We start from the raw sequence: 14,102 nt of genomic DNA, 5'->3' as shown, positions 1-14,102 counted from the left end.
CATCACAAATTGTAAAACTCCTTCGCATTTTCGTAAAATATTCGTCTCTTTAAAGCATCAGGAAGTTTGGGAAAAGCAACCTTCGGAGAATCAAAATCCCAATGCGGATAATCGCTCGAGAACATAAGAATATGCTCGGCATCCATCATTTCCAGAATGTTTAACAAATGTTGATCGTTCTCGGGCCTTTCGAGCGGCTGTGATGTAATTCGAACATGGTCTCTCAAATACTCGCTCGGTTTTTTCTTGACCCAAGGTACCTCGAATCGCAGCGCTTTATATTCCGCATCCAACCGCCACATCAATGCAGGCAACCAAGAAACGCCGCCTTCAACGAGAACTACGCGGAAATTATGAAATTTCTCAAAGACGCCTTCCGTCAAAAAGCTTACCAGATGAGCTTGAAATCCTAATGACAAACAGGTATGCCATTCGATATAGTGTGTAGGATATCCCGGTGAAGGTTGAATATTGATTCCCATGCCGTCCGTCCCGGGGTGGATTGCCATTGGAAACCCATGCTTCTCGCAAGCTTCATATATAGGGTAATAATGACGTTGGCCGAATGGTGCCCTGGCACCCGAGTCGGTCATCACCTGCACAAAATGCGGATGTCCCGCCCACCTCTCAATTTCTTTCGCGGCGGCTAACGGATCCTGATGGGCAATGGTGATAGAACCTTTAAATACGCCGTCATGATTGTATTTATCAAGCCAAGTATCCGCAAGCCAATCATTATAAGCAGCGGCAATAGCCGTGGCGAAGTCAGGATCCGGATGAAGGTTGCAAAAAGCTCTTGGAAGAAGAATGGCGTGCTGTTCGTCGTACTCCTCAATCAGCTGTTTGCGTACAAACTCCGGGTCCGAGCCAATAGGTCCTCCGTTTGGGGGTTTGGCGTCGAGCCGCGCTCCATGTACCGGATTTCCGTAAAACCCCCGTCCCCCGCCTGAGTAACGATCTTTCCAGGGTTGTTTCATATACGATCTTATTTCATCGATGCTTTTGGGCGTAGGGTGCACATCACAGTCAATAATTCCGGTTCTAGCCAAATCGAATCACGTCCTTCTGATGTTATTTGAAAAAACGTTATCTCAGGCGAAAGTCCACTGGTCATCAGCTTTTCATCCGCTTGAACTTATTTTATAGGATAGGGCTATTCATATTTAACTGTTAATCCTTGATTTAAGAAAATTATGTCATGCGATTGCTGATGTTTCCTAAAGAAAAGAATGCATAAGGAAAAAAACGTCATAAACGAAGTAATCGGATTGATTGATTCTTTCAATTTAATGTAGAATGGGATACGTAAGCTAACACTATCTTAAATCGTATCGAGGAGGAACCAGAAACGATGAAATACCGCAGACTCGGCAGTACGGATTTGAAGGTTTCGGTCATCGGCGTAGGTACTTGGCAGTTCGGAGGCGAATGGGGAAAGCCTTTTACACAGACTGAGACGGATGCCATCCTGGATCAAGCCAAAGAAAGCGGTATCAACCTGATTGACACGGCGGAATGTTATGGTGACCATACATCAGAATCACTGATCGGCGATTATATCGCTCGACGCCACCGTGAGGATTGGGTCATTGCAACGAAGTTCGGCCATCATTTTCATGCGCATTTAAATCGCAGCGAACATTGGTCTCCTCAGGATGTACTCGGTCAGTTAGAGGCTTCTCTCAAAGCGCTTCGGACGGATTATATCGACGTTTATCAATTCCACTCCGGATCGGATCAAGCTTTTGATCAAGATGAGCTTTGGACCATGCTTGACAAACAAGTGCAGGCTGGAAAAATCCGTTATTTGGGCACTTCCATCGGCAGCAACGATAATCTGCATCAAACAGAGGCATCTTCTGAAGTGGGTTCGCAGGTTATTCAAGTCGTATATAATCGTCTAGACCGGAAACCTGAAGAGCGCGTCTTCCCTTCTTGCATTCGGCAGGACCTCGGTGTACTGGCGCGCGTACCGCTGGCCAGCGGTTATTTGAGCGGTAAATACAAGCCGGGTGCCACATTCGCCGAGAACGACGTAAGACACCGGCATGATCAGGAGCAAACGCTGCGAAAGCTTCAAGAGGTCGAGCGAATCCGCGAGCACGAAGTGCCTGTCGGCGTAGACATGGCTACCTGGGCTCTGGCTTGGTGCCTCAAGCATCCGGCTGTCACCGCTGTCATTCCAGGCTGTAAAAGTCCGGAACAGGTCATTTCCAACGCCGCTGCCTCTGAGCATGTAGGAGAGGAACACCCGCAGCAGTGGAATTCCGAATTATAGAATCATTTAAAAAAACCTGGGATGCACGATGAAGTGCACTCAGGTTTTTTTGTCATAATCCCCACGAAGATTCACATTATCTAGTACCTGCTTGTAAGTAATATTTTACTTGGCAACTTCTGCATACCAAGGATTTAAATGAACAAGAACTTCATCTACATCGTTATGATTATCCATTATGATCGTTTTGATTTTGCGTGATATGTCATGTCCTTCTTGAACAGTCAAACCACCCGGAATACTGACACGAATATCCACTAAAATATAGTGCCCATGTTCCCTTGCGCGTAATCGATCGATTCGTTTAACTTCAGGTATTTTCTTGATCAATGAAGCATAATCACTTAATTTTTCCGCGCCGATCGTTTTCTCCATAAGGATGTCAAACGCTTCTTGTCCCATATGATAGGCCAGTTTAAACACTAAAATTGAAACGATAATTCCGGCAAACGGATCTCCATAGGATAAATAGTGAATCCCATACGTTTCACCAATTAGTGCCAGTCCTATTCCGACAACAGCCGCTATGGAAGCATAGACATCAGCCAAGTGGTCATAAGCTGTTGCCAGAAGACCTTTACTATTCTCTACCCTGCCGATCCGTACAGTATAAATGTACAATGCTTGCTTCCAAACAAGAGATATAAACCCTGCAATAAGAGCAATGAAGCTGGCTTTAGCCGGCTCCTCGAAAAACGCTAACACTGCCTCATAAGCAATATAAAGTGCTGCCAACGCTAATATAATTGCGACAATTGCTGAACCGATAACTTCTGCTTTACCGTGACCATAAGGGTGGTCTTCATCCGCTGGTTGTTTAGAAATTCTCATCGAAGTTAATGAAGCAAACGTTGCTATGATATCCCCTGCATTATGAACACCATCAGCAAGTAAAACCTGGCTATTAAATAGTAAACCTACCGATATTTTTAAAATAGTTAAAAACACATTGCTTATTAAACTGATCCAAACGGCAATAATAGATGCACTAGATTTGTTACCTTGACTCATAAATCATTACCCCCACCAGAATTTTTTCCCCGAGGAAACAAAAAACCTTGACCGTTTCCGGCCAAGGTTTGAGGATTTTTAAAATTTAGTTGAACCATTTGAACATTCATCTCATATCACCACACAATAAAATCAACACTTATGATTGTAGCACTTGTTTGGTCAGGTGGCAAACATTCCGCGTTTATTATTTAAAGCATTTCTGCGCGAGAAGGCTGTGGAGCTTCAGAAACGATTCCGTTTCCCGCGGCAAAGATACGCTTCAAATTTCCAAAGGAGTCGCCGGTCAGTAGACGTTGCCTGGCCCTTTTATCCCCACTTTCACCTTGAAGCGGAAATCGATTTGGGGATAAAGCTCTGTCCATGCTTTCCAATCCGATTTCCCGCTAAAATGGCTTGCGAAATAATCTTCCCCAAACCCAATTGGGTCTACACCTAATTTCTGGATTTTTTTCAACACGATCGAATAACGCTGTTCGAAGGACTTCTCTGATTCCTTCTCGTAGATTTTCCAGTCCTTCTTGGCTAACGTTTTATCGGCTTCTTCTACAACCCCGTCGGCCTTGACTTTCACTAGAACATAAGGAGTTCCTTGTCCCGGTGTCACGATCTTATGTTTGACACTGAGTTTTTCAAACGATATCGCAATTTTGATGTCTCCCGCCTCCACAACTCCTTCAAACTTAGAGATTTGGAATGCCAATTCATTCAATAATCGCGTCTCATCCCGCGTTAGGATATAAATCAGTTTCGTTTTATCAAATATTGCTGCCCGGCGGATGTTGTAAGATTCTTTACCGACTTCAACTACAGGCAAAACGGGATCGATTCCCGGTGTAGTGAGCCTTCGGTTGAAGTCAAATAAATATTCCGTCAAAATGTAGGCGGAATTCGCCCCTTCCTGTGCAAAGCTGAGAATAAGCGCGTTCCCCGGAATTTGTTCCGACTTCGGCTTCAATTTTAATATGGATTCTGCATCTGGGGAACCGACAGCGACAAATGCAACTTTTTGAATATCTCTTCTGCGATTAAACCAATCCATCGTTTTCTTTATATTATCTCTCGCCAATTTTTCTCCAAACACGATGACTTTCGCATGACCGAACTCTAACTCCTTATCCGCCTTGGATTTCATCAAACGAACGGCTTCCGTTATGGTAGCTCCCTTTTCTTGAATGATCAGGAATTCTTCTTTCCCCGGTTGGGTTTGGGTTCTCGATATAGCCAGTTTCAAGGTCACAAGGTACGGTTTGGCCTGATCTCCCGACAAATCTACTCCCATCGCAGTAACAAAGAATCGTTTATCGATATCTTTGAATCCACAGCTGGTCAAGACAAAGAGGATGGAGCCGACGACAAACAATCGAATCCCCTTTTTCACGCCGTCTTTCTCCATCGTCCCAAGAGGTATACGGTTAACACCAAAGCGATTTCACCGGCCAAGCGGCTATTCAGCCATAGACGTGAAAACTGGAGCAATTTCGGTTGATCGATCAATTCCACCGCATAACACGGAGGAATGGCAAGTAGAGCCAACAAAATCCAAGGGAAATAACGTTGCCATTGGCCTTTTATCGTTTTTTCAAATGCCCCTTTTAAAAGTTCGATCGAATTATGCCACGCGACAATCCCATACATTATGGATATACCGATATATAGCAAAAGAAAAACAAAAACTACGCGTTCCACAAAACCAAGCTTGAAGCGCATGGAATCCGCGGTCACCACCCAAGGATACGGATAATCGCCTACCGCCATGAGGCCATGGAAACCAATCGGAACCGCAAACGTCGTAATGAAACTGAGCAATCCCATAATAGGAATGATCCAATGATATTTGGTCGTAAATTTCCCTTCAAACTCCCGATGTAAAATCACCATTTCAATATAACCATTGAACAAATACGTAGCCGCAGAAAGACTGCTCCACGTCGGCCAGTTGAACGCAAAGGCCCCCATAGAAAAAATCTCTTTCCACCGCATATACGAGCTGGTGAACGCTTTGATCATAATAAAAAAAATTAACGGTACATTCAGCAAGGTAATGATTTCTGTAACATATAGAACCGTCCGGGAGTTTTGAACGGCCCCCCATCCCACAACAGCCAGAAAAAAGAGCAGGACAGCAACTAGGGATAAATCAGGGTTGATATATCTTTTGGCCAAGATAGCGAAATTTGTTAAGGCAATCCAGACCCCAATGGACCAATTAATGCCCAAATAAATCAATACCGGAGTACGAATCCATACCGGGAAAGTAAGTTTGAAGATTTCCGGCAAACCCATTCCGGGGAACTTCATTAAACCTATCGAGAGCAAATAAGCCAACGTGGTGCTTAAGGGGATCGTCAAAAGCATCGACATAATCGCCCCATTAAAACGGTCTTCAAACAAAATATCAGGAACATATACCATAATATTGATCAGCATGTCCATTAGGACCAAATAAAAAAAGTAGTGTGTTTTCATGAGATCGTTCTCGCTTTATGACGGACTGGACGATCTCCCGGTTCGCCGATAAATAATTTGAAATATGGCTTCCCGAAACTCCGGAGACTGCATAGATGGATTACAAGTGCCACGAATGCCCCCACGACTCCGATAATCCCGAATATGCTGCTAAACAGCAACAACAGATATTTGGCTACACGTATGGATAAGCCCATCGTATTGATAGGAATAACAAAGTTAGAAATCGCGACGGCCGCTACGACAATGATCATGATGCTGCTGACCAAACCAGCTTGCTGCGCCGCTTGCCCCAAAATCAACCCCCCTACCGTCGTAGCCGTAGATCCGATTACTTTGGGTAGGCGAAGGCTGGCCTCGGTCAATAATTCCATCATCCCCAGCATAAACAGCACTTCAATAAAAGACGGATACGGAACGGCAGCCCTGCTTCCGGCAATGCTGAGAGATAGTTGAACCCGAAATACTTCCGGGTTATACGACGCGACCGATACATAGATTGCTGGAACCAACAGAGCGATAGCCAACCCGAAATACCGAATGACAACAAGAAAGTTACTGACCCAAAAAGGCAGGTACAAATCCTCCACCGCGGAGAAAAAATCATAGAAAACGGATGGCACCACCAAAGCAAACCCCGTGCCGTCAATTAACATAGCGATTTTCCCCTCAGCGAGATTGAACGCCACACGATCCGGTCTTTCCGTCATTAACATAGTGGGAAACAGCATTTTCTTCTTGCTGTTGATCAATTGTTCTAGTTGACCTGCCGATTGGACGACCTCCTCGTTAATCCCGGCAATCTTTTCTTTGACTTGTTTCAAGACTTCCGGATCGACCAGCTCTTCGTCGTACACGAGATATATCGCCGTTTTCGATATCGTACCTGCTGTTTGATTTTCTATTTTCAAGGAAGCGGACAAGTAGCGCTTCCGTACTTGGGCTAAACTAATCTTCACATCTTCACTCAATGCGGTTTTCGGGCCGAGAATCGTATTTTCGATGGTGGTTGGCTGCGGTTGAGCAGCCATGTCTATTTTTACATCTAGAAAATAGAGGATATCGAAGCATAAGATCGCTACATGCCCTGTTAGGACAAACTGAACTGCCTTCTCAAAGCTCTGAAATGTCATGGAGCCCGGCAGCATCGAGATATACATTTCAAATTCCGCCATTCCTTTGCTGTCATACAATTGATCAATAATATCCTTCTTGATCTTGATTTCGTCGCAAAGACTATCCAAGTAAAGAAGCCGAATTTCTTTTTCATCCTGGTTTACCTTTTGATCGATTAGATCCGGGGATGCAGCAAACCGATGCTTCAATAGCTCCATCCGCTGCTCTAGATCAGATTTTCTCAAGAGAATATACCCCCTCTAACTCAAATGAAGGCCGAATATCCAAGCCTTGCATCATTAGGTTTCCATAATCCGAAGGGAATATTCACCAGTATAAAAGAAGACGCGCTTCATGGGGATAGAACTTATCTCCTGCAGAAGTACGTCTTCGTTGCATATTCATTCATTTATAAACGCGTTATTTTTTAGGTTTGATTTCATAAGTGCGGAAATCTTTTTTTCGTCTGCATTCGAAATTTGTTCCAGCTGAGTAATGATACGTTCTTGTCGGTGTTCTGAGTGATTTTGACTTAACTTTGCTTTGCCCTCTATTTTGTTGATCTTAATTTTGAATCCTTGAATACCTTTGTTCATCCCAGCAAGAAAGTCAGCGTCTACATCTTGCAATCTGTATGAACTATTAGGAGCTTCATACTTTAGCACCATTTCATGCAATGAATCCATTAATTTTTGTTCATCCTTTATTAGTTCGACTTCGCCGTATACATGAACAGTCACATAATTCCATGTTGGAACTGCAGTATTCGTCTCATACCATGAGGGTGAAATATAGCAATGAGGACCATGAAAAACAGCTAATACAATTTGATTATTAATATCCTTCCACTGAGGATTCGGGCGAGCAAAATGCCCATATAAGTATTTGTTCTCCTTATCCAAAATTAATGGCAGATGAGTGGCAAAGGGGATGCCATTGTGTTGAGAAAACAAAGTCGCAAAACTATATTCTTTTATAATGTTGTAAGCAATTTCAACATCTTCAATTTGAAAGTGCGGAGGAATATACATGGGTATCACCTCTCGATGTTGAATTATCGTCTTCGTTTACTTAAGAAAATCACTCCAAACTTACAACTTACCGGTTAAAAATTGTGCCTCACCCTGTCCAAAACTCCATTCAGCATCATTATTTTCAACAATAGAAGTCCAATAAATAGTTTTAGCACCAAGATTCGTACACCGCACCTTGTTTTGCATAATGCAGAATTTTCACGGGCAAACTTTACCTCGGGTAACGCTTGTTACACTAAAAATTATGAGGTGTAGTTATCAGCATGGCTAACCATGGATCGATTGTACAAAAAAGTCCCATTGGATTCGATTCTGCCAAGGTGAAGCAGATCACAGATATTCTTAATCCGGACTTAGCAACATTATTTGAGTTGTTTGAACTATGGGAGAAACACCAATGGTATGTCCGAGGAAGCGAATACAAGGAACTTCACTCGTGCTTCGACGCTTGGGCTGAACATTCATTGCAGCACGCGGATGCTGTTGCGGAACGCATTGTAACGGTTGGCGGTATCCCATTAGATCCAACCACATTTCCGCAAGCATCGGTGTTTCAATTTGAGCCGGCAGGAGTCCCCGCAGTTCGTGAAATGCTGCAGAGTCAATTGAACGCGCTGAATCAGCTGTTCACAAAATTGCGGAGCGATATCCCGCAACTTGATCAAATCGGCGACCCGGCATCCGCTATTCTACTTAGGAATATTCTCCTTGAGCACGAGAAATTTGCAAAGAAGATCTCCCTGTACTTGGAGAAAGCGGGAATTGTCTACGAGCTTACGCAGGGGCAACCATAAACGTTAGTTGAACAGGGGGACAACCAAAGCGTTATCCCCCTGTTAATATGGCTGTTCTTGGCTCTAACCTATTCTGTCGGAGGTACATATGAAAAAAATTACCCTAGTCTTTTTGCTGATTACAGCCGTTTTCTTGCAACCGCTCAATTGGCCGGCTGACAAAATCTTCGCTGAAGAAAGAGGCATCGAAAAACAACCCGTCTGGAAAAAGCTTGAACAAATTTTCAACCGAAAGGGCACGATACAAAACGACGTATTTAAAGTTACGTTTCCGCGTACCGATTTAAAAGTAAAAGTCGGAGAAGTCATGATCGAACCGGGTCTCGCACTTACCGGATGGCTCGCTTTTAAGCCGCACGGAAACGAAACGATGATGATGGGCGATCTTGTACTGCTTGAAACGGAAGTCCCTAAGGTGATCTCAAAGCTAAGCAGCAGCGGCATCGAGATAACAGCTTTACACAATCACCTTATTAACGAAATGCCAAGAGTGATGTATTTGCATGTTGCAGGACACGGCGAATCTACGAAGCTCGCCGACAACGTAGAGGCGGCTTTAGCTAAGTCGGGTACTCCGCTTACTCAGCCTACCGGCGTTCAACAGCCTTCATCTTTCGATTGGTCAAAAGTTGAAGCCATTATGGGCCAGAAGGGTCACCGCAGCGGGAATCTACTACAGTTCAGTATTTCGCGCGCAGAACCGATAACGGAAAATCATATGGTGATTCCGCCATCGATGGGAGTGGCTTCACCTATCAATTTTCAAGCAGTCGGTAAGATGGCAGCTATAACAGGAGACTTCGTCCTTTTGGCAAACGAAGTGAACCCTGTCATTCGTGCTTTGACAGAACACGGTATTACCGTCACGGCAATCCATAATCACATGTTGGTTGAATCTCCACGACTATTCTTCATGCATTTCTGGGGATATGATGATCCCGAAAAATTGGCTCGAGGTCTAAAAGCAGCTTTGGATAAAACGAATCATTCAAAGAAAAATTGAATGTCAATATCAGCTTCGCAGGGTATAAGCGAAGCTGATATCCCCAATCATGTATCCCCCGGCTCAGCAAACTCAAGTACCGATTCCGGTTCAAGCATTTAAGAAATGTGCCGCATGATTATTCGCCTTGTACAACGGCTACATTGTTGCGCCAAGAATGAAACGGCTGCCAATTGAGCAGTTTTTTCGCCTTGTCATTGCTGAGAAGCGTTTCATAACCGTTCAACGGCGCCCGGAAGTCCTTAACGTCCGGGTAAACTGCCGCCATCAGGTCGCGGCTCTTTATATCCATGCTCGAATCATCCGCAGCAATATTTAATGCAATCGCTCCCAACCCGCTCGCTTCAATCGCGAGACGGCATGCTGTCGCTGCGTCCCGGGTATCGATATAGCTCCACAGGATCCGCTTGCGTTTTTCCGCATCATGGATAAAGCCGGGGAAATTTTCATACATTTCAGGAGAGATCACATTTCCTAAGCGAAATGACACGACCTGCATACCGGTTTTTCGATTAAACATCTGGGCTGTTTGCTCATTGACTACCTTAGAAAGCCCGTAGCTATCCTGCGGCAGCTGCGGATGTTCCTCATCCATTGGCACATAGAGCGGAACGAAAGGCTTGACGGCAAATACCAATCCGTATGAGGATTCGCTGGAAGCGATGACCGCCTTTTTTATGCCAAGCCCTGCAGCCGCTTCAAGAATGTTATACGTGGACATGACATTATTTTCAAAAGTTACTTCATTCGGATGTGAATAGGCGACTGGAATTGCTGCCAAATGTACGACGGCATCGGCACCGGCCAACACCCCGTAAACTTCGCCAAGATTTTTTAGATCGACAATGACGGTTTTGCATAACGGTTCTACCGGATGTTTAATATCCGCGTTCACTACTTCATATCCTTGTTCAAGAAATTCTTTGATCACCCATTTGCCAAGACGTCCCGTGCCGCCTGTCACTACTACCTTTTTCATTAAGATTCTCTCCTCTACTTTTTCTATATTAGAACATCTCTATAAGCCATTATAATTCTAATACTATAAGATAGAAAGTAGTGACTTTTTTTATATATAAATACAATTTTTAAAGCTAGTTACGTTAATTATAGTAAGTTGCAAAAATTTATAAAGTCTTTTCATGGATTTTAAGCCTTTTCATTATTCTAATTAAGCGCTGGCTTGGTGACCGGGAGATTTGATTTCCGGGGGATTTTGCGTAGAAAAACTTTTGCTTAAATCTTGGCTGCAGTCCACATAAAGGGGATACACCAGAGGTTCTTCCTGCATTGCGAACGTTTCCTCGTTTTCCGCATCCGACGGATGAAGCGAATGAACGATTTGTTCGTTCCTTCTAACGACGTCGATACAAAGAATCAACATTGTACCTATGATTAATGCCGCTAAAGCATATTTTTCCAATTCCTGCATCATCATCCCTCAGTCCCCCTATGAATCTATTCTTTCATCAATAGGTTACCAATTCACTAGTGAAAATGTACTCGAATACTGCCGTCATTATCTGACTTTTATTGTTGAGCAGGAATGAATCCCGCAGCAATTCGAAAGAGCTTCTGCCGGGACTCATACAAGTCCCTTGTTAAGTACGATACGGCAGCTTCCATCGGCAGCGTTCAGAAGCTAATTCCGCGTAAAAAAAGTTGACAATACCGTCACATCAGCCTCCCCCAAGCCCATATACTTGGATAAAACGCATTAAAAAAAGCCCCCCAATGTTATGGAGGGCTTACAAATATCTTCTTATGAACAAATTAAATAAGCTCTGCAAGCTCAGGGGACCGAAGGGTACCGTCATTCAGATAGTTTCGGTATCTTATCTTCATTTTTATATATGGCTTTATGTAAATATTGTTCTCATCGTCGCTCAGTTCTATTTGACTGCATATTTCACTAATAAAAGTAATCATATTGAATATTAGAAAAAAGATCACAGCAACAGTTAACCCAAATAGGAGACTCTGCTGCTGTGATGAAAATATCAGCTGTTTATTTATTTACGGCCATTCCGCCCCTGCAAAACTCGAAATCCGGGGTAATTTTTGGGTTGGTCATCACCATACACATTGTCATGAGATAGAGGAAGCGTCAGAGATGGGGACGACCACGGATGATTGACAGCAACCTGTCAGAGGACAAGAACTTGTATTCATAGCCGATTTGATGATTGTCTAATAAACGGATAGGAGAAAGGGGGAACCCAACGGTGGTTTAAAAGGCTAATCGGCATCGGCAGCCCATTAAGCTCCCTCGATACGATTTAGTTTTCTCACGAATGCTCGCTTATTCGCAGGATTTCAACCTTGGCAGAAATACAGAATGATAGTAAAAGAGTCATTGTAGCAGACCAGAACAACATGAAGGCGTGAGGAAATAAAGGGGGAGGTTGTAACCCCATATCCTTCCATATACTGCACGCATTCTCCACGCCGCCCCTGGAGGTTTTCACTCCCATGTCTCAACGGGTCTATGCCCTCTCATTCCTTCGTTACGCCTGTCCAAGGGGTGGAGGCCGGTTTGCTAACGGTACGGGTCGGTGCCCTTTGGTTTAATACATCCGGTTCTCCGTGCTTTCTTTGAAATCCCGCGAATAAGCCAATCTACGTGCAACGAAACGGATGAAGAGATTAAGCTGCTTGCTGAAGGGGCAAGACTGTGAAGAAAGTTCTCCATGACCATAGATATTGTATACAACAGTTCTGGGAACTTCGGAAAGAACCAGGATTAGACTTCCCGAATTTGTGTCCCTATGCATACGTATTTGTTTTATGGCGAAGATCCTTGCTAAATCTTGAACAGTTCTATCGCAAAGATATGAGGGAGGACGACATACCAAAGCAAGATATGGTAACGTTTCTCACTTATGATGAGCTAAAGTATTTCATGGGTGAGTATTTAAGACATACAGGTACTATCAACGAATCAGGCGGATGAAGCCGATCCAGCAAGTATGCTTTCCGCAGTAAAAGTAACCTTCGGCAGATTTGGCATCGTATTCGGCACAACACATATTAAGAACGATCGTTCAAAATAATTCTTGACCGATCGTTCTTAATATGCTAAATTTGCTTTGAAAGGAGGGATATTGAGATGGCCAGGACAAAGGAATTCGATGAAGATGCCGTTCTGTTTAAAGCCATGCGGTTATTCTGGGAACAAGGCTATGAGAAGACATCCATACAGGAGCTGGTCTCACATATGGGGATTCATAAAGGGAGCATGTATGATACCTTTGGCGATAAGCAATCCTTGTATGTCAAAGCATTGAAACGCTATAGTGAAATGTTAGAGCAATCGGTTAAGCGTCGTGTGGCTGATACCCGTTCTGCCAAGGAAGCAATCCGACTGTTGTTTGAAATGGCAATCCGTCAGCGAGAAGAGTCTCCTGATGGCTGCTTAGTAGTGAATACAGCGGTTGAGTTGGCCAAACATGATTCTGAGTCCAGAGAATGGGTTCTTCAAGACTGGGCCCGTACAGAACAGTTAATACGCGACATCATTGTGAAAGGCCAACAATCCGGAGAATTTTCCAAGACGCTAAACGCGGAATTGCTGTCTTATTTTTTTAATAATGCACTAATTGGACTTCGCGTTATGGTTAAGACTATAACGGACAGGGAAAAATTACGTCAGATAATTGAAATGAATATGTCGGTATTGGAATAAAGGTTAGGTTATTTAATGATTTTAAAAAGGAGTGGGACAACATGGGAAAACTTGGATGAGGAGCTTGGTGCCAATGTTCATGCGATTCAGGCGGAAGCAGCCGATCCGGCAAGCATGGAAAATGCGGTGTCCGCAGCAGTAGCAACCTTTGGCAGACTTGACATCGTATTCGCTAATGCTGGCATTGCGGCTCCCACACCTTTAGGAAGTACAGAGCTTTCGGTTTTTGAAGAAGTGCTAAAGTTAACGTAACCGGAGTGTTTTTCACTATACAAGCCGCTCTGCCCCACCTGAAGGAAGGAGCTTCGGTAATCTTGATCGGTTCAACGCGTGCAAATGAAGGTGCACCGGAAAGATCCGCCTATGCGGCAAGTAAAGGAGCCATCAGCAGCATTGCTAGAGTGAGTGTTAGTTTCCGAGTTGTCCCCTCGGGGCATCCGAGTAAACACTGTCGCCCCAGGGGCAACACATTCACCAATTTGGAAACAGTCAACACCTGAAGAAATAGCAAAACTGGAGGCTGCACATGCGAGTACGATTCCTCTTAACCGTATGGGTAGTCCAGAGGAAGTTGCCAAGGTTACCTTGTTCCTGGCTTCTGATGATTCTTCATATGTACAGGGAGCAGAAATTGCCGTTGATGGGGGAGTATTAGCAGCTCCGCTGGGAGCGCCAATATACCGTCAAGGATAAATATGGCTCATATTTTTAT

General features: G+C 44.0%; 13 protein-coding genes and 2 pseudogenes. 6 read left to right on the top strand and 9 right to left on the bottom strand.

Annotated features, from left to right (window positions below):
- Window positions 1-2 precede the first annotated feature (2 nt).
- The gene (locus O9H85_RS32955; RefSeq protein WP_269885638.1) at window positions 3-1,019 is read right to left on the bottom strand and encodes an amidohydrolase family protein; all 1,017 of its coding nucleotides are present in this window, start codon (window positions 1,017-1,019) and stop codon (window positions 3-5) included.
- Window positions 1,020-1,351: 332 nt separating this feature from the next.
- Between O9H85_RS32955 and O9H85_RS32950 the strand changes: the two genes are divergently transcribed.
- Window positions 1,352-2,278, top strand: coding sequence for an aldo/keto reductase (locus O9H85_RS32950; RefSeq protein WP_269885609.1), 927 nt, complete (start codon window positions 1,352-1,354; stop codon window positions 2,276-2,278).
- 105 nt (window positions 2,279-2,383) lie between these two features.
- Here the strand turns inward: O9H85_RS32950 and O9H85_RS32945 are convergent, their stop codons facing one another.
- The 6 genes and pseudogenes from O9H85_RS32945 to O9H85_RS32920 all read right to left on the bottom strand — a co-directional run.
- Window positions 2,384-3,289, bottom strand: a complete 906-nt coding sequence (locus O9H85_RS32945) for a cation diffusion facilitator family transporter (protein WP_269885608.1) — start codon at window positions 3,287-3,289, stop codon at window positions 2,384-2,386.
- Between the two features lie 286 nt (window positions 3,290-3,575).
- The gene (locus tag O9H85_RS32940; RefSeq protein WP_269885607.1) at window positions 3,576-4,670 is read right to left on the bottom strand and encodes a Ger(x)C family spore germination protein; all 1,095 of its coding nucleotides are present in this window, start codon (window positions 4,668-4,670) and stop codon (window positions 3,576-3,578) included.
- Window positions 4,667-5,758 (bottom strand): hypothetical protein, encoded by a 1,092-nt coding sequence (locus tag O9H85_RS32935; RefSeq protein ID WP_269885606.1) that lies wholly within the window; start codon window positions 5,756-5,758, stop codon window positions 4,667-4,669. The genes O9H85_RS32940 and O9H85_RS32935 overlap by 4 nt, the downstream gene beginning before the upstream one ends.
- On the bottom strand, window positions 5,755-7,119 hold the full coding sequence (locus tag O9H85_RS32930; RefSeq protein ID WP_269885605.1) for a spore germination protein: 1,365 nt from the start codon (window positions 7,117-7,119) through the stop codon (window positions 5,755-5,757). Before O9H85_RS32930 ends, O9H85_RS32935 begins: the two co-directional genes overlap by 4 nt.
- Window positions 7,120-7,275: 156 nt before the next feature.
- The gene (locus tag O9H85_RS32925; protein ID WP_269885604.1) at window positions 7,276-7,905 is read right to left on the bottom strand and encodes an FMN-binding negative transcriptional regulator; all 630 of its coding nucleotides are present in this window, start codon (window positions 7,903-7,905) and stop codon (window positions 7,276-7,278) included.
- Between the two features lie 60 nt (window positions 7,906-7,965).
- A pseudogene (locus O9H85_RS32920) lies at window positions 7,966-8,046 on the bottom strand (tautomerase family protein); the annotation flags it as partial.
- 125 nt (window positions 8,047-8,171) lie between these two features.
- Between O9H85_RS32920 and O9H85_RS32915 the strand changes: the two are divergent.
- A complete protein-coding gene (locus O9H85_RS32915; RefSeq protein ID WP_269885603.1) occupies window positions 8,172-8,702 on the top strand; it encodes a ferritin-like domain-containing protein in 531 nt (176 codons plus the stop codon).
- Window positions 8,703-8,790: 88 nt separating this feature from the next.
- Window positions 8,791-9,705: a DUF1259 domain-containing protein gene (locus tag O9H85_RS32910; RefSeq protein WP_269885602.1), complete on the top strand. Its 915-nt coding sequence runs from the start codon at window positions 8,791-8,793 to the stop codon at window positions 9,703-9,705.
- Between the two features lie 118 nt (window positions 9,706-9,823).
- Here the strand turns inward: O9H85_RS32910 and O9H85_RS32905 are convergent, their stop codons facing one another.
- Together O9H85_RS32905 and O9H85_RS32900 are read right to left on the bottom strand one after the other, a co-directional pair.
- Window positions 9,824-10,684 (bottom strand): NAD-dependent epimerase/dehydratase family protein, encoded by an 861-nt coding sequence (locus O9H85_RS32905; RefSeq protein ID WP_269885601.1) that lies wholly within the window; start codon window positions 10,682-10,684, stop codon window positions 9,824-9,826.
- Between the two features lie 192 nt (window positions 10,685-10,876).
- On the bottom strand, window positions 10,877-11,143 hold the full coding sequence (locus tag O9H85_RS32900) for a hypothetical protein (RefSeq protein WP_269885600.1): 267 nt from the start codon (window positions 11,141-11,143) through the stop codon (window positions 10,877-10,879).
- A 1,671-nt stretch (window positions 11,144-12,814) separates the two neighbouring features.
- Between O9H85_RS32900 and O9H85_RS32895 the strand changes: the two genes are divergently transcribed.
- From O9H85_RS32895 to O9H85_RS38070, 3 genes and pseudogenes are all read left to right on the top strand, one after another.
- On the top strand, window positions 12,815-13,390 hold the full coding sequence (locus O9H85_RS32895; protein ID WP_269885599.1) for a TetR/AcrR family transcriptional regulator: 576 nt from the start codon (window positions 12,815-12,817) through the stop codon (window positions 13,388-13,390).
- A 15-nt stretch (window positions 13,391-13,405) separates the two neighbouring features.
- Window positions 13,406-13,890, top strand: a pseudogene (locus O9H85_RS38075) (SDR family NAD(P)-dependent oxidoreductase).
- Window positions 13,796-14,083: an SDR family NAD(P)-dependent oxidoreductase gene (locus tag O9H85_RS38070; RefSeq protein WP_409348243.1), complete on the top strand. Its 288-nt coding sequence runs from the start codon at window positions 13,796-13,798 to the stop codon at window positions 14,081-14,083. Before O9H85_RS38075 ends, O9H85_RS38070 begins: the two are co-directional and overlap by 95 nt.
- Window positions 14,084-14,102 lie beyond the last annotated feature (19 nt).

The organism is Paenibacillus gyeongsangnamensis (assembly GCF_027533625.1).
Lineage (GTDB): Bacteria > Bacillota > Bacilli > Paenibacillales > NBRC-103111 > Paenibacillus_G > Paenibacillus_G gyeongsangnamensis.
The sequence above is the reverse complement of the archived record's forward strand: the minus strand, read 5'-3'. Positions and strand labels throughout refer to the sequence as shown.